The following is an 18,392-nucleotide window of genomic DNA, read 5'->3' as shown; positions in this document are numbered from 1 at the left end:
GATGAGCAGACGCTGGCAGCAGGTTCGTCACCAGCTGCGCCGCAATCGTCCGGCGCAGTTCTCCCTGTTTGTGCTTTTTATTTTCGTTGTCGCCGCGCTCTGTGCGGGGTTAAGTCCGTACGATCCGGATCGGATGGCGCTCGGCGCACGCACGCTACCGCCGGATGCCGCACACTGGTTCGGCACCGACGAGTATGGACGCGACTACTTCACCCGCGCGCTGTATGGCGGCCAGATCTCCCTGATGGTCGGTTTTCTCGCCATGCTCTTTTCCACGCTTATCGGTACGGTGGTGGGAACGGTAAGCGGCTACTTTGGCGGCTGGCTGGATAACCTGATGATGCGCGCCGTGGATATCCTGATGGCCATTCCGGCTTTCTTCCTGCTGCTGGTGGTGAATGCGTACCTCAAGCCGGGCGTGGATAACATCATTCTGATCATCAGCCTGCTGACGTGGATGAACATGTCGCGGCTGGTGCGCGCAGAAACCTTATCGGTGAAAGAGCGCGAGTATGTGCTTTATGCCCGCGCGTCGGGGGAAAACCCGCTGCGCATCATCGTGCGCCACATTATTCCCGGCGTGCTGCCGACCATTATCGTGGCCGCCACGCTCAATATCGCCTCGGCCATTCTGATGGAGTCGACGCTCAGTTTCCTTGGGCTCGGCGTGCAGGCACCGGCGGCATCGTGGGGAAGCATGCTCAACAACGCTCAGTCGTATATTGGCGAAGCGTCGTGGCTGGCGATGTTCCCAGGGATTCTGATCCTGCTGACGGTGTTCAGCTTTAACGTGCTGGGCGATGTGTTCCGTACCGCCTTTGAGCCAGGAGCGAATCGCGATGAGTAACCTGTTAGCGCTTGAGAACCTGCAAACCACCTTCCGCACCCGCGAGGGCGAGGTTCACGCGGTGCGCGGCGTGAGCTTTCAGGTGCAGCCGGGAGAACTTGTCGGCATCGTCGGCGAGTCGGGCTGCGGGAAAAGCGTCACCTGTAAGTCGATCATTCAGCTTCTGGGGAACAATGGACGGATAACCGGCGGCAGCATTCGCTTCCAGAATGACGATCTGGCGCAGAAAACCCCTGCGCAGATGCGCGCCATTCGCGGCAACGAGATCGCGATGATTTTCCAGGATCCGATGACCGCCCTGAACCCGGTGCTGACCATCGGCAAACAGATGGCCGAGATCCTGATGCGCAATAAAGGGCTGACCAAAAAAGCGGCCAAAGCGGCGGCGATCGCCATGCTGGAACAGGTGGGGATTGCCGAGGCGGAACGCCGATACGACCAGTATCCCCACGAGTTTAGCGGCGGGATGCGCCAGCGGGTGATGATCGCCATTGCGCTCTCCTGCAACCCTAAGCTGCTTATTGCCGATGAGCCGACCACCGCGCTGGACGTCACCATTCAGGCGCAGATCCTGCGTCTGCTGAAAAGCCTGCAACAGCAGACCCAAACCGCGATTCTGCTGATCACCCACGATCTCGGCGTGGTGGCGCAGGTCTGCAGCCGCGTGGTGGTGATGTACGGCGGGCTGGTAATGGAAGAGGGGAGCGTGGAAGACATTTTTTATCGCCCTGCGCATCCTTACACCCAGGGGCTGCTAGCCTCGCTGCCGCGTCCGGATGAGGTTAATCAACGTTTATCGCCCATTGAAGGCGCGCCGCCTGGCCTGCTTAACCCGCCGCCGGGCTGTCCCTTCGCCGAACGCTGCCCGAAACGCATGCCCCAGTGTGAACGGCAGCCCGCTTTTTACGCCATGGGAGAGGGCCATCGCGCCGCCTGCTGGCTATGGGCCGATAAGGAGATGCAGGCATGAGTGAACAACAGGTGCCATTAGTGAGCGTGCGCGATCTGCGCAAACACTATCCGCTTAACGGCAGTTTGCTGCGTAAAGGCACGGCCGTGAAGGCGGTTGATGGCGTGAGCTTTGATATCCAGCCCGGCGAGACGTTTGGCCTGGTGGGCGAATCCGGCTGCGGGAAATCCACCCTCGGGCGCGCCATCCTGCGCCTCTTCGATATCACTGCAGGCGAAATCCACTTTGCCGGGCAGGCGATTGCCCACGCCCGCGAAAAAGAGCTCAAGCCGCTGCGTAAACGGATGCAGGCGATTTTTCAGGATCCTTACTCCTCGCTTAACCCAGGTATGACGGTGCGGCAGCTGGTGGCCGAGCCGATGCAGATCCACGGCTACAGCCGTGAAGAACAGCGCGAACGGACGGAAACGCTGCTCTACAAAGTCGGGCTGAAGCAGGAGCACCTTGAGCGGTTCCCGCATGAGTTCAGCGGCGGGCAGCGCCAGCGCATCAGTATTGCCCGCGCGTTGTCCGTGCGTCCTGAATTTGTGCTGTGCGATGAGCCGCTCTCGGCGCTGGACGTCTCGGTGCAGGCGCAGGTGGTGAATATTCTGCAGGATCTGCAGCAGGAGCTGGGGCTGACCTATCTGTTCATCGCCCACGATCTCTCGATGGTGCGTCATATCTCCAGCCGCATTGGGGTGATGTATCTCGGTAAGCTGGTGGAGGTGGCCCCGGCGAATGAACTGTATCAGCGTCCGGCGCACCCTTATACCCGCGCGCTGCTGGCGGCGGTTCCCCAGCCCGACCCGCGCATTCGCAACCTCGAAGACGCAACCCTGCGCGGCGAAATGCCCGGCCCTACGTCCGCGCTGCCGGGCTGTAAGTTCTGCAGCCGCTGCCCGCATAGCATGCCGGTTTGCCAGACACAGGAGCCAGCGATGCAGGAGATCGCGCCAGGACATTTTGCGGCATGCTGGTTGTTTAAGATGTGAGCCTTAAACGTGTCGGGTGGCGCTTCGCTTACCCGACCTACAGGGTTTATGTTTTGTCGGCCGGGTAAGGCGAATTATTTACCACGCAGGTGTATGATAAACGCTCCTCTGTCAGGTTAATTACAACGTGCAGACGACGACAACCCATAAAAAATTGCCGCCTGCCTGTTTTAGGTTGGATACATGCGTAAAGGAAAGTTAAGCAGTGATGCGCCCTTCGGGACATTGTTAGGCTATGCGCCCGGTGGCGTGGCGATTTACTCTTCAAATTACAGCAGTCTGGACCCGCGAAACTACCCGCAAGACGCGGATTTTCGCAGCTACATTGGCAATGAATACATGGGCCACAAGTGGCAGTGCGTTGAGTTTGCCCGCCGTTTCCTGTTTCTCAACTATGGCTTCGTGTTTACCGACGTCGGCATGGCGTGGGAAATCTTCTCCCTGCGCTTTTTGCGTCAGGTGGTGAACGATAACATCCTGCCCCTTCAGGCTTTTGCCAATGGCTCAAAACGCGCGCCGCGGGCCGGGGCACTGCTGATCTGGCAAAAGGGCGGCGAGTTTCACGAAACCGGCCACGTGGCGGTGATCACCCAGCTTCTGGACGATAAGGTGCGTATCGCCGAGCAGAACGTGATTCACTCTCCGCTGCCGCTCGGGCAGCAGTGGACGCGCGAGCTGCGTCTGAGCGTGGAGAACGGGTGTTATACGATCCATGACACTTTCAACGACACGGAGATCCTCGGCTGGATGATCCAGACCGACGATACGGAACACAGCATTCCCCAGCCGGAAATCGACGGCGAACTGCTGAAAATCAGCGGCGCGCGGCTGAAAAACAAACGTCAGTTCGACGGCAAGTGGCTCAACGAAAATGACGCGCTGCAGCAGGCGTATGTTCGCGCCAACGGTCACGTGATCAACAAAGATCCCTGTCAGTACTTCACCATTACCGAAAGCGCGGAACAGGAGCTGATCAAAGCCACCAACGAGCTGCACCTGATGTATCTGCACGCCACGGACAAGGTGCTGAGAGACGACAGCCTGCTGGCGCTTTTCGACATCCCGAAAATCCTCTGGCCGCGCCTGCGCCTCTCCTGGCAGTGGCGTCGTCACCATATGATCACCGGTCGTATGGATTTCTGTATGGATGAGCGCGGCATCAAGGTCTACGAGTACAACGCCGACTCCGCCTCCTGCCATACCGAGGGCGGGCTGATTCTCGAAGAGTGGGTGAAAAACGGCTATCGCGGCAACGGGCATAACCCGGCAGAAGGCCTACTGGAAGAGCTGACCGGCGCCTGGAAGCACAGCCACGCCCGGCCATTCGTGCACATCATGCAGGACAACGATGTTGAAGAGGACTATCACGCGCTCTTTATCCAGCGTTCGCTGATGCAGGCCGGGTTCGAGACTAAAATCCTCCACGGGCTGGGGGCGCTCAGCTGGGATGCCGCCGGACAGCTGATTGACGACGAAGGTCGCCACGTCAACTGCGTGTGGAAAACCTGGGCGTGGGAGACGGCGATTGAGCAGATCCGTGAGGTCAGCGAAACCGAATATGCCGCCGTGCCGATCCGCACTGGACATCCTGAAGGCGAAGTGCGCCTGATTGACGTCCTGCTGCGCCCGGAGGTGCTGGTCTTTGAACCGCTGTGGACCGTCATTCCCGGCAACAAAGCGATTCTTCCGGTGCTGTGGCAGCTGTTCCCGAATCATCGTTACCTGCTCGACACCGATTTTGAGGTCAACGATCTGCTGAAGCAGACCGGATACGCCGCCAAGCCGATTGCCGGACGCTGCGGCAGCAATATCGACCTGATTAGCGCCCAGGACGAACTGCTGGATAAATCCAGCGGCAAGTTTGTCGACCGTAAAAACATCTACCAGCAGCTGTGGTGCCTGCCAAACGTCGACGGCAAGTACATTCAGGTCTGTACCTTTACCGTGGGCGGGAACTACGGTGGGACCTGCCTGCGCGGCGATGACTCGCTGGTGGTGAAGAAAGAGAGCGATATTGAGCCGCTGATCGTGGTTAAAGATAAGTAGCTCTTACCCGCAATAAAAAAGCCCCCGCAGGACATCCTGCGGGGGCTTTTTGTTACTGTTCTTCCTCTTCCTGCCCGTTGATCTTCAGATCGATGATGCGGCCAATATGGTCATGATAGACCGTCAGCAGGTTGTACTGGCTCATCTCGGAGATGATCTGCGGTGAAACATTAAAGCTGCGGGCCAGCTCCTCCTGGTGAAAATAGCCCGGCTGACGCCGCCTCACGTGGGCCCGACGGCGATTGTACTGATACCACAAAATCAGCAGCCAGCCGTTGAGCGCGGCAAACAGCAGGTAGAGCAACACCGTATTAAAAGACGCAATAATGACGCCCCAGCGGTAGTCGCTCTCCTCGGTGAGCTGCATCCAGAGCCGGGCATACAGGAAAAACAGAAAGCCTCCCCATGCCACCAGCGTTAACGCGGCATCGAAAAGACGTGGCAACAGCCTATGTTCGGTCAGAATTAAGGTATTTTCGTTCATTAAATGCGTCCTTTTCCCCGGTCCGGACTGATCCAGCGCGCGCGGGCGCGCTGGCGTTTAAGCATGACTTTTGGAAATGCGACAAGGGTGGTGAACAGGCCGATCATCCAGTACACCATCGGGAACCAGATCACCCAGAAAAGCGAGCTGGCCACCTTCCGTTCATAGCGCCGCTCGATGTACAAACTGACGAGGAACTGCAGCAGGCACATCACGCCCAGCAGTAACCCGGTAAACTCCGGTGGAAAAAGGCTCTCCACGGTCAGCCTGGCAGGAACAGGAGCGATGTGGCTGAGAATAAATAACAGCACCGTCATCGCGTAGGCGAAGGCCCACAGCGTTGACAGGGCATACTCAAGAAACAGGGGCCACATGCGGTGATGCTCCCAGCGCACAATCCTGCGAAGGTTGACCAGAAACACCTCCGCGCCGCCCTGGGCCCAGCGCAGACGCTGTTTCCACAGGCCCTTGAGCGTTTCCGGCATCAGGATCCAGCACAGCGCCCGCGGCTCGAAAAAGATATCCCAGTGGCGCAGCTGCAGCTTCCAGCTGATGTCGATGTCTTCGGTGATCATGTCCGGGCTCCAGTACCCGACGTCCGCCAGCGCCTGTCGGCGAAAGGCGGCGATGACGCCCGAGACGGTAAAGACCCGGCCATAGATCCGCTGCGTCCGCTTGATGAGCCCGATAATCGAAGAGAACTCGCCCACCTGAATGCGGCCGATCAGCGTGGAGCGCGTGCGAATACGCGGATTCCCGGTGACCGCCCCGACGTGGGGATACTGAATCAGCGGCGCCACCAGATACGCTGCCGTATCGCGATCGAGAAGGGCATCACCGTCAATGCAGACCAGCAGATCGCCCCGGGCCGCCGCTGCCCCGGCTTTGAGCGCCAGCGCTTTCCCCTGGTTTTCCGCAAGATTAATCACCCGCAGGCGCGGCTGCTCCTGCGCCAGCGCCTGCAGCACCTGCGCGGTGTTGTCAGACGAGCCGTCGTTGATGGCGATAACCTCGATGTTTTCATACCGCTGATCCAGCGCGGCGCTAATCGTCTCCCGGGCATTTCGTTCCTCGTTGAAGCAGGGGATCAGAATGGAGATGAGCGGCTCACCGGAGAGCGTCGGGGCGGGCGTCTCTTTATCCCACGACCAGTGGCGTTCAAGCTGAAACCAGAAATAGAGCCCGCCGGTTATCCAGAGCACGGACATGAACAGCGGCCAGAAGAACACAAAATCCAGAATCAGCTCGCCGGTAAAGAGGGCGGCCACGCCTAACGGCAACCCGAATACCAGACATAAAATGGAAAAGGCGATAATGCGATCAGTCATTGTCAGGGTACCAGTACGAAGAAAATACAGGCCTGATGCGTGAGATATCAGGTTGGTTGTTGATGAAATCATCGGGGTAGTAGCCGTAGTTTTTGACGCCGTTCAGCTGGAGCACGCGCATCCACTGTGCCAGCTGGCTGTCGGAAACGGCGCGCTGCGGTTTCCGATCCCAGTCCCTGGCCTGCAGTTCAAAAATGGTTTTATCGAGCGCGCCGGGACGCGTGGCGACCATTTTCACCAGACGCGCCAGCCAGGCATCGCTCTCGTCTGCCGGGACGGACTCCATCAGCGGCATGGCCATCGGCACCGTCCAGTCATACTCCGCCAGAAAATCGTCAAGATTCTGCGCGAACCACGCTTCGCTTTCGGGCTGCAGAATGGGTAAGGCGAACATATTGCGAGCGGTTTTTATCTGCGGGCCGCGGATGTGCTTCACCGCCAGGCTCAGGGCGTGGGTAAACCCGATAAGCAGCTGGCTTTTCTCACGCGTGATGTTCTGAGCGGCGTCCTGGCCGCCATCGTCCACGTCCGTCAGCACCGCATCGTCATGGAACAAGATCCCGTTGAAGCTTGCATAGCGGGCCAGATCTTCATAGATGTCCGTCACCTGCTGGCGCACCTGCGGGTTCCTCGGAGAAAGCCGGATATAGGGCTCGGTGGCATCGCTTAACCGGCCGGTCTGACGATCCCGACGCTGCACGCGCGGCAGGGCAGGATTGAGATCGAACGAGAGCACCGGCATCCACGCGAAGACTTTCACACCCGCGCGGGTCTGTAGCTGCCAGGAGACAAAATTAAAGAGATCGGCACGGACCGGCAGCTGGCGGTTGGGAAAATAGAGCGCCTTGATCCTGCCGTCGCCCTGCGGGTCGGCAAACGCCTGCAGGAAAACATGGCTGATTTTCATGTCGTAGACCCGCTGGATCAGCCTGTTGATATTTTGGGCCTGCTGGGCCGGATCGGGATCGTAAACGTAGTCGAGATCGACGTGCATGACGCGCACGGGTTCGCGCTCCTGAACCTGGCTGACCGTACTGGCAAATGCCTTAAGCGAGGGATTGCCGGCGATCAGCAGACGGGGGATATTGCCCAGCTCCTGCACGTTCCCCAGCCCGTCCTCAAGGGTAAAGGCCAGCTGATAACCCTGCTGTCTGGCGATGGCAAGCGACGTGCCGTTGGCCGCACCATAGGGCCAGACCCAGGCGCGCGGCGCCTTGCCCGTTACCTGCGTGATTTTGTCTGTCACTTTGCGAACGTCATCGCCGATCCGCTGGCTGAACTGCCGATCGGTTTCATAGCGGCCCGTCGCTTTATCATAAAAGCGGTTGGCGATGGCCGGTTCGCGGCTGCCCTGCGGGTTAGCCGGGATGCCGTAATGCGAGGCCCAGGTGTGCGATCCGATCTCAATCAGCGGAGACCGGCTGAGCTCGCGCACCATGTCCCACGTCGCGAAGCGATCGCGGGGCGTCATCAGGCCGCCGAAGTTAACTTTTTGATTTTCCGGCGTATCCACCCAGCTGCCCACCGGCGCCCACAGCGCAGGAACGTTCCACGCCTGAAGCAGTGGCCAGACGCGGGTGTAAAAGCTGCTGTAGCCATCGTCAAAGCTGAGCAGAACGGCTTTGGGCGGCAGCGTTTTTTTCCCGTCATGGGCATCCAGAATGTCCTGCACGCTGATGACGTGATAACCGTTGTGCAGCAGCCAGCTGATCTGCTCGTTTAGCGCGCTGGTGCGCACGGAGAGGTAGCGCTGATCGGCGGCATCGTCTTCGACGTCGTGGTAGGCCAGCACCAGAAACTGGTTCTGCGGCCAGGGTTTGCTCGCCTCCAGCTGCGGCCGATCTTTGGGCGCAATAAACGAAAATGCCTGCGCGCAGACGCTCGCGCTGAGGCAGAGCCAGCCGATGAGTATCAGGCTCGCGGAAAAACGTGTGTTCATTATCATCATCCTTAAAAGCGTAAAGTCGCATCAAACGTGACGGAGAGGTTGCTCTCGCGTTTGCCGTCGTAAGGGCGCTTGTCCCAGTTCAGCATCACGCCGGTATCCATGACGTTGTTCCACTGAACGCGTTGTCCGTAACCCAGCAGAGCGATGGCGCCAGCGGACTGATTTTTCTGCCAGTAGCGGCCGCCTCCCGCCACGAACTGCTGGCTCCAGAGGGTGTCGTAATGGCGGAGCATCTCATGGTCAACGGCCAGGGCGGCCGTCACGGAAAGATCCCGCGCCGGGTTGTAATAGAGGGTGTCCCGCAGGCTGTTTTTGCTGGCAGCGATCCCCGGTTCGAGATCCAGCGTCAGGGACGGTGTCTGCCAGAGACGCTCCTTACCCGTGAGGGTGTATTCCTGTCGGCGGTTATGGTCCGAGAAGCGGCTGAGGGCGGCGTTGAACTGATATTCACGACGCTCGTTTTGATACCAGCGCACGCCACCTTCTCCCCGGTTGGCGCTGATCCCGTTGCGTAACGCCCGCAGGGGCGTGGTGCGCGACAGGCGCTCAAGGCTGCCGCTGACCTGCCAGTTATCGGTGACAAAGTACGTTGTTGAGAGGCGAGCGCCCGGCTTGTTCGCCCCGTGATAGCGGTTGCTGGAGAGCTCGGCTTCGAGCTGGAGATCGCGTGGCCGCCATTCGATACCGCCCAACAGGTGGCGGCTGGTGCCTTTGCCTTCATCGAAATTACCCTCGGCATAGCGGGTGCCGGCAAACAGCCGCCAGTTATCCGCTACGGGCGGGCCATAGAGCGTGGCGTCCCAGTTGAGGTCGTGCGTCCCGCTGACGGGGTTATCGGAGTGCAAACCCTTGCTCGCGTTGAGGCGCAGCTCGGACATATGGTGGACGGTGCGGAGCCTGTCCAGACGCCTGGCGCTGCGATCGCGCGGCGCGCGGGCGACGACGTCGTCAGCCAGTAAATCCATCTGCCGCCACTCCTGCAGATCCATGGCGACGTAAGCCTGCTGCTGCTCAAGCTCCAGATTCGAGGGCTCCAGCGCCTCCGCCATTTTCAGCGTTTGCTCCGCCGCGCGCGGCAGACCCCGCGCCTGAAGCAGCGTGGCGTAGTCAATCTGCAATCCCTGATTGCCCGGCGCCGTTGCCGCCAGACGTCGCGCAAGCTTTTCGGCTTCCGGCAGGGCATTCGTCGCCAGCAAATAGTTAAAACGGAGCGACTGACCGGTAAGCCATCGATCGTTCGGCTGAGGAGTAGGGGAGCCGAAATCGTAACGGGTCCAGGGAACGTTGCGGGTCTGGCGCTCTGCATACCGGCGGGCGGACGGATACTCTCCCGTATCCAGCCAGGCGTAGAAAAGCGCGTGCTCTTCGTCCTGCGGGTCAGATGCGTATTGCGGATAGCGTTGCAGAAGCGCGAAGGCGGCGGCAGCGTTTTTCTCCTGCAGATATGAGGAGATCACCCAGCCGATTGCCCAGCCCGGCACCGGATGCCGGGCTGCCGTCAGATCCTGATATTCGCTGATGACCCGCGGGTAATCGGCATGAGCGTAGAGCGCGCCGAGCCGGTCGATACGCGCAAGGACGATGTCTTCCGCCGCCTGTGGCTCGCCTTGCCAGCGGGAAAGCAGGGCGTCGTAACGATTCAGTGCAGATTGCGCAAGTTGCAGGCGCTCTTTTTCTGTTCTGCCTGGCACATCTGCAAGACGAACGCTTTCGGCCGCGGCATTCAGCTCAAGACGACGACGCTCCGCGGGAGACAGCGCCACCTTTTGTGAAAGCAGGAGCGCGGGAGTATTGACCCGGTTATCCGTTAGCGCGTCGATCAGCTCGCGAAGAAGCGCGTGATTTTCTGGCGCGATATTCAGCGCGCACGTGTCGGCTAAAAGCCGATCCCAGCTTTTTCCCTGGCGTAGCCAGACATACGCCAGCGTCTGAAGATGTGCCTGCGAGGGATCCTCCGCCACCAGTTGTCTGGCCTCCTGCAGGGCAATCGTATCTTTACGGGCATCGGCCAGGGTTTTGATATAGCCGATACGATAATCGTCGTTATCCGGCGCAAGGCTGCGCGCTTCTTTCCAGAGCGCCAGAGCGGGCTGCCACGCTTTCTGATTTCGCCTGGCCTGTGCGACAGCCGCAACGCCGCGGGCGGGAAGCGGCATATAAATGCTGTAGCGCTGCCAGACCTGAATAACCTCGTCATCATGGCCTGCCCAGGCTGCCACCTGTAACCAGTCCGCAACGTGTTCAGGCGTCAGGGCATGCTGCTGCTGATAACGCTGAAGATAATCGAGAAACGACGTGTAATTACCGTTACGCGCCTGTTGAATCTGTTGCTCATAAACGGATTCCGTAGCCTGAACCAGAACAGGAAAGAGTAATAACAGAAACAATAATGTTGGGGTGCGATAAAAGAATAATGTACTGAAGCTAAGTGATCTTTCCATATCTATTTGCCATTTGTTTTTCATGAATCCATTGCATAACACGGCCGCCTTTAAGCTCAGCGTAAAAGGCCATAAATGAGAACATTAAATCTGAATGCAGTGATGTTACGGGGTACTTACTTAAAGGTAATTATGGATCCTCATCTCAGTAGACTGGATGGGAGGTAATGTACACCTGATATGTTGCCGGATAAATATGCTGAAAAGCGGCTGCGTAGTTTTGAGATAATTCTGTAATGAGCCGTTTTTTGTGTTTATTTTGAATTGAGTCATTAATTGTAATGCATTGAAATATAATGATTTTATTTTTATTGTGACAGTTTTGTATATATTTTTAATGACGCATATCTGCCTCAATTAAAGTACTTTCTGGTGCATGTTTGGGAAGTTTCATGACAAAAATTCTTAATGTTTAGAGAAGTGACTTTTCTGCGATTGTTTTTTATTTATAATTAATGGCAGACATTGAATGATAGTCTACAGGAAGTCTTACTCATCAATGTGTGTATTGAGGGATGTCCAAAGCCAGAATACATTTATCGTTAATATAACAGCGCTATAAAACGAAGGCGGTCTTCTTTTCGCAGGATCGTTCTTGCTTTAATCTAAAAGGGATGGTTAGTGGCAACTTCAATAGTGTTAGTGACTCAGGATCGCTACCTTGTCAGGGGCATGCGGATATTTTTTCCGGATATTATCCTGCTCGATTCGATTGACAGAAACATATTTGATAACGGTGCAGATGAATATTCTGTATTGATTGATAGTCGTTGTCCGCTCCGTTTATATGATTACCTGATACGCCATCCGGCCAGAACGAGAAAAACGATCTGCTGCGTTATGCTTGATATGCGCCACCGCGAGGAGAATCTGCTCAGTATGAAGCTGTTTATGAATACGTCGCTTACGGCGCCGGATATGGCCTCGCTGTTTAACCTGGTGCTCAATATGAAGGGCCGTCGCCTGACCACGAAGTGGCTGCTGAATTTACGGCTGAGTACGCATGAAACGATTATGTTGCGGTTGCTGAGGGCAGGGATGTCAATGGAGGAGATTGCAGGCGAGCTGAATACGTCGGTGAAAAGCCTCTATCGCAAACGGACGGCGCTCTCAGAACGGCTGGGGGCGGAGAACTTCAACGAGGCGTGTTTGTTTATCTTCAAAAACAAACTGCTGGGCACTGGTGGGAACGATCCCTAAAGTTGTCAGGAATTCAAAAGCAAAAAACCGCCACGAGGGCGGGTTCGTTAATAAGGTGCGTGTTAACGCGCTTATCTCGATACCGGCGGATGTAAGGTGGCAAAAAATGAGCGGGTGGCGGTTGGATTTTGGGGGAGAGGAAACGCGTATTATAATGAAAAACGAATAGTATCTTCTGCTCTTTAACCCCGTTTATGAACTGCCTGAGGCTAAGCCAAGTGTTTTATCCTGAGCGGGTGATACCAGAAGGAGACTCCTGGAAGTGATTGAAAAATTTAAAAGGACGTTAGAAATGAATAAATATCTGTCTGGTCTGTGTGTTGTTTCTTTTTTTTATTTTTCTTCAATAGGTTACGCGCACTCTGCGGGTCTAAATAAAGTTCAGGTTAGTATCAAACCCAGCAGCGGTAATCTAGGATATATCCCGGTAATTTCTGATGCAGATGAAATCGAGCCTTCTGATTTCAGGGAGTCGGATCTACAGGAGATGCAGGATAGCCTGAGGAAGATGAAGTCCAACAACCGCAAAGTCGATGAGCTAACTCAGAAGGTTTCACAGCTTGAGAGAAAGAATTCTGAGCAGGAGAGTAAGATCGAGCGATTGCAAAGAAGCCTTGATGACATGAAGCGGAGCAACGACAACCTTTCAAATCAGGTCAGCAATTTATCCGGCAAAATTAAGTGATAAAAAAGAACCACCACCTGTATTAACTTACCGGGCTATTAGCGTAAGCGTGCCTGCATGAAAGCCACGCTTATCAGCGCCCAGAAATCGGCCGTAGCCATATAGCAAAAACCCAGCCATAGGCTGGGTTTTCTAAATAGTGGTGCCGGACTCGGAATCGATTCTTGTTGCTATTTAATTGATATATAAGGTTTATTTTTAATTTGGTGATTTTTGTGCCCTCATTTGTACCCTCGGTCCGTTTGCATTGATTCTGGTGACTCGAATTTGGGTTCAGGTACGAGGTGGTAGGGTTGCAGGAAAATGGCGGGCAACTATTTCGTTCATCTTATCAATCAAATCAGAGCGTTTAAAGATGATGTGCCCAGTGCCTTTCTGGAAGTAACGTATCTCAACATACTCGTCTTCGTAAACGGAAGCGTGCTGTTTGGAGATATGAGCATCGAGCCTGACGGAAAGATCGTTGCGATTCTCCGGAACAGGTTTACCATCCAGCAGATTCAGCATACGATCTAAATCTGCTAACTGCTCACGTCTGCGCCCATGACGGAAGTGAAATCCCCAACGGTCATATTGTACCAGACCATCAACGATGATCTTCTTCCCGAATTTGCAGGGGCTGTTGCTCTTGTAATCCCAGCTTAGTCCCTTAAACACGTTAATGATCCCCCGCTCGAACACCTCCGCTTTACTCTGATGTAGTTGCTCAAAGGTGCTGAGAATATTCTCTTCACTGACAGCGGGAATATCGTCCTTTTCCAGGCTGTTGTACCACTCGTCGCGTGCCTGTGCGTCCATGAGCGCCAGCATACCCGACTTATTCATCAGGTCTTTCCAGATGCTGCGATCGATATTTTGGGTGATGGCTTTTATCGCTGTTTCTGGTTTATCCATCAACCAGCAGTCGTAACGGTATTGCCGTACTCCCCATTCATTTGCTTTACCACCGCCGATGTTGCTGGTCAGTGTCGAGATATCGTCGAGTTGCTGTATCAGTGTTTCAATTTGCGCCAGCGCCGCGTTGCGTCCGGTGACGATACGTTCAATGCTGGTCGAGCAAATTACATCGGTATTGTCGGTTAACACTTCGGATTCGGTGAGAGTAAGTTCTGACATAGTTTATGTCCTTTATATAAAGCAAAACGCCAGTCGGTGAGGGCTGGCGTTTATGCGTGTGGTGAATACAGGGCTGTGATTATTCTGAGCGGATGTGTTGCAGAGACTGAGCATGTCGGAAGGAGAGACTACCAGTTGAAGGCGCTAAAACCCGGCAACAGGTCACCCGCTGCATCCAGATGTAGCATATCGATCCCGTAACGTCGTATCAGTGTGGTCACTAACCGACGGCAGCCCTTTGAAAGCCCCAATCTCTTTAGTTCCAGCACTGGGTATAAGCAAGCGTTAAGTCTGGGCAGGTAACCGTAGCCGGTGTACAGTATCCAGTCACTGTTGCCGCCGTCGTGGCGTTGAAGAGTGACCTGGTCGAGAATAGCGTTATCCTCACACGTGATATGAGCGGTACTGCACTGGATCCCATTCAGACGGGCGGTACGTGGTAGCTGATCTTCAACAACCAACTTCCCGGGGGTATCAGCAACACGAAGCGAATACCCGTTATCACTGACCACATCAATCAGCGCAGCCAGCTCAATACCATCGATATCGACGGCGATCCGGCCCCCATTAAGGGCCAGTACATTAACGGTATCGGCTTCCACCGTCAGGGACAGCTTCATTGCTGTCCCCTGCATGACTGCCCACTGATGGCGCAAGTCACCGCCTTATAGCCGGTACGTTGCATCAGGCCGGTGGCCTTTCTGGCCCGGAGTATGTCAATAGCGCTGATGAACGGAGACTGATGCTGAATGGAGAAACCGGGGCGATCAATTCGTACCAGTTCAGATTTTTCAACGAGAAAATTGAGTGCATCTGCCAGTGAAATCCCGGCGTCAATATGCTGCTGAATCACATTACTATCACCAAACTGTGTGTCGTTAAGCGAAAGGCCGTAATGCCTTTCCAGCAGATAAGTAAGAAGTTGCTGCCAGATTTCTACCGGCGACGGGTGTGACGATACCTTCCTCGTCGGGATGGTGGGTAAGGTTTGCATAACGTTGATCTCTGTTAAATAAGATGTTGATGGTTGGGGGGATTACGGTGAAGGGGGGAGGTGAGTTACGTGTTTTTCAGGTAACCCACTTACTGCCGGATGGCCTCAGGTGTGGCCTCCAGTATGAACCAGTTAATACCCTGCTCTGCGTCGTGATGGCTGGCAGCATGGCGTAATGCCGCTCTGGCCGCTTCTGTCGTAACAGAGTCATCCACATTGTCTACATCGTCTTCGTACCAGAGTGAACACAATACGAAGTCGCCATTTTGATATTGTTGCAGCAGTTCAATAACCTCACTGATTTTACAGGCGTGCGGCATGGCTATTCTCCTGCGGGTTGTGCCACAGGTGGCGTCGGATAAATCGCAAGATAAACGTACCCGCAGGAGCCGAGGGTGTCTGCCTCGCAGGTCAGTCCTTTTGCGTAGAGCGTGACGCCGTGCTGATGTCGGGGAGTGAGTTCACCGCTGGTGAGCATTAACTCAAGTTGTTTCAACAGCAGTGGAAATGCCTGGTCCAGATGGCGCAGGTCTGATTCGCTGAAGGTACCGGTAATGCTGGCGCGATCAGCCAGGTAATGCAGCCGGTTGCCCTCCTGTACCAGTCGTGCGCCAAAACACGGGACAGCTGCAGGCTTAAGTCCCCACCAGGGGGCGGCAATATCGTGATTTGCTACATTTGTTGAGCTTTGCATTTAAGTAATCCTTAACTAGGTGTTAATTCAGGGTAACGCTGCGCAGGACAACATACGGGCCGTTGCGGTCCTGGCGGCGTTCAGCGAATACGGCGAGCACACCGCAGATATCCTGCACCTCCCGTCCGGCATAGTGGCAGATGCTACCGGACCACAGGTATTTCCCTGTACAGAAGCGGAACAGCCGCGACTGCGGATGCTGGCGGTATATCGCCATCGCCTGGCGTTTGCTGATAATCTTCATCGTTGTTTTTCTCCTTAAAGCCAGCCTCGTTCGGCAAAAGACACTATATCCATCCCGCCAACCACCAGGTGGTCCAGCAGGCGAATATCGACCAGCTCCAGGGCCTGTTTCAGGCGTCCGGTAATCAGCCGGTCGGCCTGACTGGGTTCAGCCTCTCCGGAAGGATGATTGTGCGCGAGTAGCGCGGCGGCAGCGTTGTGGTGAAGTCCGGCCTTCACGACCTCCCGTGGATGGACGGTGATGCTGTTGATGGTGCCGAGAAAAAGCGTATCGCAGGCGATGAGGCGGTGCTGGTTGTCCAGCCACAGCACCATCAGCGACTCCCTCTCCTGCGTGGCCAGATGCAGGCGCAGCCAGTCGCGCACGGCATTGCTGGACGTAAATGACGCACCGGGTTCACGGAGCTGCCCTTCCAGCAGGGTTAAGGCTTCCCTGACCGTCAGCTGGTCGGCAGAGGGTAATTCACGGGCAAACAGCGGTAACTGTTGTTCCATGGCGGCTGACCTCAGTCGATGATGTGCATGATCGCACTGCATTCCGCATGGCTGAGCGCGTAGTCCCGCAGGCGGTAATAGTGCTCCGCCATGGCGTCGCATTCGGTGCGCATGGCGTGGTGGCTGTAAGTCATCAGGCAGACCGCGATCCCGGCAGCCCCGGCGCTGAGCTCACCGCCGTTACCGTTCAGGGTGTTGAATAGCGACCAGAGTTTATCGCTCTCCGCTTCCGGGGCCATAAACGCGCCGCCGTTGCTGAGCGTGTAAAACTGCCAGATACCGCCGTGGTAGTCTGTGCAGAAGCGGTCCATCCACGCGAAGACTGTCGGTTCGAGGATTATCCACTGCGGGATGCTGCCGAAGTGCCCAGGCCAGAAGCTGATGCGCTGCTCGTCCTGTACGAGTGTGGCGGTCAGCGCTGGCGAAGAACTGGCAGGTTGTGGCGGTAACGGGAGGGTATCGTTAAGGTTAATAATATCGGTCATGTTAGTTTTTCCTTGTTTATTTATCGGGTTGGAGATGTTGGTTCAGCCGGAGTGACGGGCAGGACTGCGCATAGCCGTCCTCATCACAGCGTGACGGCCAGTGGCCCTCCGGGAGGATTAAGCGGCACAGGCTGAGTTCGCCGGGACGATAAAGAAGGTGTGAGCACCAGGCGCACAGGTCGTCATCGGAGATGGAGCGGCTGCAGGGATTGTTTCCAGGGCGGTCGGATAAAGGGTGGCATGGTGGGCGTTATCAGGTAGCGGTGGCATCAGCTCAGCGCCTGCTGAAGTTCTTCTGCCATCACCCAGAGGGCGCGATTGAGCTTAACGTCGCCGTCTATGCCTTTAACCGCCCGGGTATGGCTGCGTTTGTCTTTGGCGGTACGTCCTGGCAGACCCCCTTTCAGCAGGTTCTCCTGGCAACGATTGAACACTGACCACAGGTCGTCCTGACGGTCTTCATAGCGGCGGGGCGTCAGTATCTGTGATGCCGTCACCGGCTGGTGCTCTTCACCAAAGCGATACGTCAGCGCGGCTCTGGCAAAAGCCTGCTGTGCCGGTGGGGGAAGTGGCAGTGACTGCATGGCGTCCCGCTTTTCTTCCAGCCGGTCAAATATCCCCAGCACCTCATAAGCCCCTTCAATGACCTTCTCCACCACATTGCCTTTATGCGGCACGCGCACTTCACCAAAGGTTTTGCCGCAGACAAGCCCGTTCTGGCAGACAAAGCGAAACAACCCCGGCAGCATCTGGTATGAGCTGGAGCCGTCGTGACTGTTAAGCAGGATGATTTCGGGGACATGTTTACCGTTAATCTGGCCTTCACGCCTGAGGCGCAACATGTGCTTTGTGTGGTCGCGTTTATTCAGGTCGCGCACGCGTGTCTGGCAGGCAAAGAACGGCTGGAAACCTTCCCGCTGCAGGTTATCCAGCAGGGTGATGGTCGGGATGTACGTGTAACGCTCGCTGCGGGATTCATGTTTTTCTTCGCTGAAGACGCTGGGCACGTAGTGCGCCAGTTCATCGCGGGTTAACGGGCGGTCGCGGCGCACGAGGCTGGCAGCGCCAAAACGGCTGGCTATTCGCATAGTGGAAACTCCTTAATGGAACGGTATAAAAGGCAAAAGGCCATGCTCCGAAGAGACATGGCCTGATACAGGGGAGGGCGGATGTGATAAAGAACGGCTATGGACGCCAGTTGCAGTTAGTTACCGCCAGAGGGTGAAGAAACAGAGATACAATGGCTGGCAATATAGCGATTGAGCATCACGCCAGCATTGGGCGCAAAATTCCAGTCCCGCCAGATAAGTGTGTTGTCGATGTCACGGATGACCAGGCGGAAATGGGAGCCCTGGTCGTCTTCAATGGCAATATTGATATAAACAGCGGCGACAGCTTCAGCCTGAGTGCGGGTGAATGCTCCTGACGGCAAGGTAGGTGTC

At 56.0% G+C, this 18,392-nt stretch carries 20 protein-coding genes; 6 read left to right on the top strand and 14 right to left on the bottom strand.

All coding sequences use genetic code 11. The annotated features are described in order from the left end of the window. The first annotated feature begins 1 nt into the window (after position 1). The 4 genes from BMW97_RS11750 (at position 2) to gss (ending at position 4,837) form a co-directional block, all read left to right on the top strand. A complete protein-coding gene (locus tag BMW97_RS11750) occupies positions 2 to 847 on the top strand; it encodes an ABC transporter permease (protein ID WP_021242100.1) in 846 nt (281 codons plus the stop codon). Next, positions 840 to 1,817 (top strand): ABC transporter ATP-binding protein, encoded by a 978-nt coding sequence (locus BMW97_RS11745; RefSeq protein WP_045909951.1) that lies wholly within the window; start codon positions 840 to 842, stop codon positions 1,815 to 1,817. The genes BMW97_RS11750 and BMW97_RS11745 overlap by 8 nt, the downstream gene beginning before the upstream one ends. Next, entirely contained in the window at positions 1,814 to 2,791 is a 978-nt protein-coding gene (locus BMW97_RS11740) for an ABC transporter ATP-binding protein (protein WP_045909950.1), read from the top strand. The genes BMW97_RS11745 and BMW97_RS11740 overlap by 4 nt, the downstream gene beginning before the upstream one ends. 183 nt (positions 2,792 to 2,974) lie before the next feature. Then, on the top strand, positions 2,975 to 4,837 hold the full coding sequence (gene gss / locus BMW97_RS11735) for a bifunctional glutathionylspermidine amidase/synthase (RefSeq protein ID WP_045909949.1): 1,863 nt from the start codon (positions 2,975 to 2,977) through the stop codon (positions 4,835 to 4,837). A gap of 52 nt (positions 4,838 to 4,889) precedes the next feature. On the opposite strand, the gene pgaD is transcribed toward gss, so the two are convergent. From pgaD to pgaA, 4 genes are read right to left on the bottom strand one after another with little or no spacing between them, the layout of a single operon-like run. Then, the gene (pgaD, locus tag BMW97_RS11730; RefSeq protein ID WP_045909948.1) at positions 4,890 to 5,321 is read right to left on the bottom strand and encodes a poly-beta-1,6-N-acetyl-D-glucosamine biosynthesis protein PgaD; all 432 of its coding nucleotides are present in this window, start codon (positions 5,319 to 5,321) and stop codon (positions 4,890 to 4,892) included. After that, complete coding sequence (gene pgaC, locus BMW97_RS11725) at positions 5,321 to 6,649, bottom strand: poly-beta-1,6-N-acetyl-D-glucosamine synthase (RefSeq protein ID WP_045909947.1); 1,329 nt, start codon at positions 6,647 to 6,649, stop codon at positions 5,321 to 5,323. Before pgaC ends, pgaD begins: the two co-directional genes overlap by 1 nt. Continuing rightward, complete coding sequence (gene pgaB / locus BMW97_RS11720; RefSeq protein ID WP_175481441.1) at positions 6,642 to 8,597, bottom strand: poly-beta-1,6-N-acetyl-D-glucosamine N-deacetylase PgaB; 1,956 nt, start codon at positions 8,595 to 8,597, stop codon at positions 6,642 to 6,644. Before pgaB ends, pgaC begins: the two co-directional genes overlap by 8 nt. 2 nt (positions 8,598 to 8,599) lie before the next feature. After that, the gene (gene pgaA / locus BMW97_RS11715; protein ID WP_045910154.1) at positions 8,600 to 11,038 is read right to left on the bottom strand and encodes a poly-beta-1,6 N-acetyl-D-glucosamine export porin PgaA; all 2,439 of its coding nucleotides are present in this window, start codon (positions 11,036 to 11,038) and stop codon (positions 8,600 to 8,602) included. A 672-nt stretch (positions 11,039 to 11,710) separates the two neighbouring features. Between pgaA and BMW97_RS11710 the strand changes: the two genes are divergently transcribed. Together BMW97_RS11710 and BMW97_RS11705 are read left to right on the top strand one after the other, a co-directional pair. Then, complete coding sequence (locus BMW97_RS11710; protein ID WP_045909946.1) at positions 11,711 to 12,238, top strand: helix-turn-helix domain-containing protein; 528 nt, start codon at positions 11,711 to 11,713, stop codon at positions 12,236 to 12,238. A 262-nt stretch (positions 12,239 to 12,500) separates the two neighbouring features. Next, entirely contained in the window at positions 12,501 to 12,923 is a 423-nt protein-coding gene (locus BMW97_RS11705; RefSeq protein ID WP_235830444.1) for a hypothetical protein, read from the top strand. Positions 12,924 to 13,196: 273 nt separating this feature from the next. On the opposite strand, the gene BMW97_RS11700 is transcribed toward BMW97_RS11705, so the two are convergent. From BMW97_RS11700 to BMW97_RS11655, 10 genes are all read right to left on the bottom strand, one after another. Then, the gene (locus tag BMW97_RS11700) at positions 13,197 to 14,039 is read right to left on the bottom strand and encodes a DUF4942 domain-containing protein (RefSeq protein ID WP_090392864.1); all 843 of its coding nucleotides are present in this window, start codon (positions 14,037 to 14,039) and stop codon (positions 13,197 to 13,199) included. A 128-nt stretch (positions 14,040 to 14,167) separates the two neighbouring features. Next, positions 14,168 to 14,659 (bottom strand): DUF5983 family protein, encoded by a 492-nt coding sequence (locus BMW97_RS11695; protein ID WP_090392862.1) that lies wholly within the window; start codon positions 14,657 to 14,659, stop codon positions 14,168 to 14,170. Beyond that, the gene (locus BMW97_RS11690; protein WP_090392860.1) at positions 14,656 to 15,033 is read right to left on the bottom strand and encodes a TA system toxin CbtA family protein; all 378 of its coding nucleotides are present in this window, start codon (positions 15,031 to 15,033) and stop codon (positions 14,656 to 14,658) included. Before BMW97_RS11690 ends, BMW97_RS11695 begins: the two co-directional genes overlap by 4 nt. Positions 15,034 to 15,122: 89 nt before the next feature. Beyond that, positions 15,123 to 15,353, bottom strand: a complete 231-nt coding sequence (locus BMW97_RS11685) for a hypothetical protein (RefSeq protein WP_090392859.1) — start codon at positions 15,351 to 15,353, stop codon at positions 15,123 to 15,125. Between the two features lie 2 nt (positions 15,354 to 15,355). Next, positions 15,356 to 15,727, bottom strand: a complete 372-nt coding sequence (locus BMW97_RS11680) for a type IV toxin-antitoxin system YeeU family antitoxin (RefSeq protein WP_047039993.1) — start codon at positions 15,725 to 15,727, stop codon at positions 15,356 to 15,358. 22 nt (positions 15,728 to 15,749) lie between these two features. Next, positions 15,750 to 15,971, bottom strand: coding sequence for a DUF987 domain-containing protein (locus tag BMW97_RS11675; RefSeq protein WP_032650221.1), 222 nt, complete (start codon positions 15,969 to 15,971; stop codon positions 15,750 to 15,752). Between the two features lie 14 nt (positions 15,972 to 15,985). Beyond that, positions 15,986 to 16,465 (bottom strand): RadC family protein, encoded by a 480-nt coding sequence (gene radC, locus BMW97_RS11670; protein ID WP_032650220.1) that lies wholly within the window; start codon positions 16,463 to 16,465, stop codon positions 15,986 to 15,988. An 11-nt stretch (positions 16,466 to 16,476) separates the two neighbouring features. Further along, on the bottom strand, positions 16,477 to 16,950 hold the full coding sequence (locus tag BMW97_RS11665; RefSeq protein ID WP_090392856.1) for an antirestriction protein: 474 nt from the start codon (positions 16,948 to 16,950) through the stop codon (positions 16,477 to 16,479). Between the two features lie 269 nt (positions 16,951 to 17,219). Next, on the bottom strand, positions 17,220 to 18,038 hold the full coding sequence (locus tag BMW97_RS11660) for a DUF932 domain-containing protein (protein ID WP_090392854.1): 819 nt from the start codon (positions 18,036 to 18,038) through the stop codon (positions 17,220 to 17,222). A gap of 116 nt (positions 18,039 to 18,154) precedes the next feature. Then, positions 18,155 to 18,382 (bottom strand): DUF905 family protein, encoded by a 228-nt coding sequence (locus BMW97_RS11655; RefSeq protein ID WP_254783051.1) that lies wholly within the window; start codon positions 18,380 to 18,382, stop codon positions 18,155 to 18,157. Positions 18,383 to 18,392 lie beyond the last annotated feature (10 nt).

This window comes from Enterobacter sp. NFIX58 (assembly GCF_900110475.1).
Lineage (GTDB): Bacteria > Pseudomonadota > Gammaproteobacteria > Enterobacterales > Enterobacteriaceae > Enterobacter > Enterobacter quasiroggenkampii.
The sequence above is the reverse complement of the archived record's forward strand: the minus strand, read 5'-3'. Positions and strand labels throughout refer to the sequence as shown.

Bases quoted from the DNA above. Each gene is read 5' to 3' on its own strand.
- BMW97_RS11750 (WP_021242100.1), top strand. From the start codon at position 2: ATGAGCAGACGCTGGCAGCAGGTTCGTCACCAGCTGCGCCGCAATCGT.
- BMW97_RS11745 (WP_045909951.1), top strand. From the start codon at position 840: ATGAGTAACCTGTTAGCGCTTGAGAACCTGCAAACCACCTTCCGCACC.
- BMW97_RS11740 (WP_045909950.1), top strand. From the start codon at position 1,814: ATGAGTGAACAACAGGTGCCATTAGTGAGCGTGCGCGATCTGCGCAAA.
- gss (WP_045909949.1), top strand. From the start codon at position 2,975: ATGCGTAAAGGAAAGTTAAGCAGTGATGCGCCCTTCGGGACATTGTTA.
- pgaD (WP_045909948.1), bottom strand. From the start codon at position 5,321: ATGAACGAAAATACCTTAATTCTGACCGAACATAGGCTGTTGCCACGT.
- pgaC (WP_045909947.1), bottom strand. From the start codon at position 6,649: ATGACTGATCGCATTATCGCCTTTTCCATTTTATGTCTGGTATTCGGG.
- pgaB (WP_175481441.1), bottom strand. From the start codon at position 8,597: ATGATGATAATGAACACACGTTTTTCCGCGAGCCTGATACTCATCGGC.
- pgaA (WP_045910154.1), bottom strand. From the start codon at position 11,038: ATGGAAAGATCACTTAGCTTCAGTACATTATTCTTTTATCGCACCCCA.
- BMW97_RS11710 (WP_045909946.1), top strand. From the start codon at position 11,711: ATGCGGATATTTTTTCCGGATATTATCCTGCTCGATTCGATTGACAGA.
- BMW97_RS11700 (WP_090392864.1), bottom strand. From the start codon at position 14,039: ATGTCAGAACTTACTCTCACCGAATCCGAAGTGTTAACCGACAATACC.
- BMW97_RS11695 (WP_090392862.1), bottom strand. From the start codon at position 14,659: ATGAAGCTGTCCCTGACGGTGGAAGCCGATACCGTTAATGTACTGGCC.
- BMW97_RS11690 (WP_090392860.1), bottom strand. From the start codon at position 15,033: ATGCAAACCTTACCCACCATCCCGACGAGGAAGGTATCGTCACACCCG.
- BMW97_RS11685 (WP_090392859.1), bottom strand. From the start codon at position 15,353: ATGCCGCACGCCTGTAAAATCAGTGAGGTTATTGAACTGCTGCAACAA.
- BMW97_RS11680 (WP_047039993.1), bottom strand. From the start codon at position 15,727: ATGCAAAGCTCAACAAATGTAGCAAATCACGATATTGCCGCCCCCTGG.
- BMW97_RS11675 (WP_032650221.1), bottom strand. From the start codon at position 15,971: ATGAAGATTATCAGCAAACGCCAGGCGATGGCGATATACCGCCAGCAT.
- radC (WP_032650220.1), bottom strand. From the start codon at position 16,465: ATGGAACAACAGTTACCGCTGTTTGCCCGTGAATTACCCTCTGCCGAC.
- BMW97_RS11665 (WP_090392856.1), bottom strand. From the start codon at position 16,950: ATGACCGATATTATTAACCTTAACGATACCCTCCCGTTACCGCCACAA.
- BMW97_RS11660 (WP_090392854.1), bottom strand. From the start codon at position 18,038: ATGCGAATAGCCAGCCGTTTTGGCGCTGCCAGCCTCGTGCGCCGCGAC.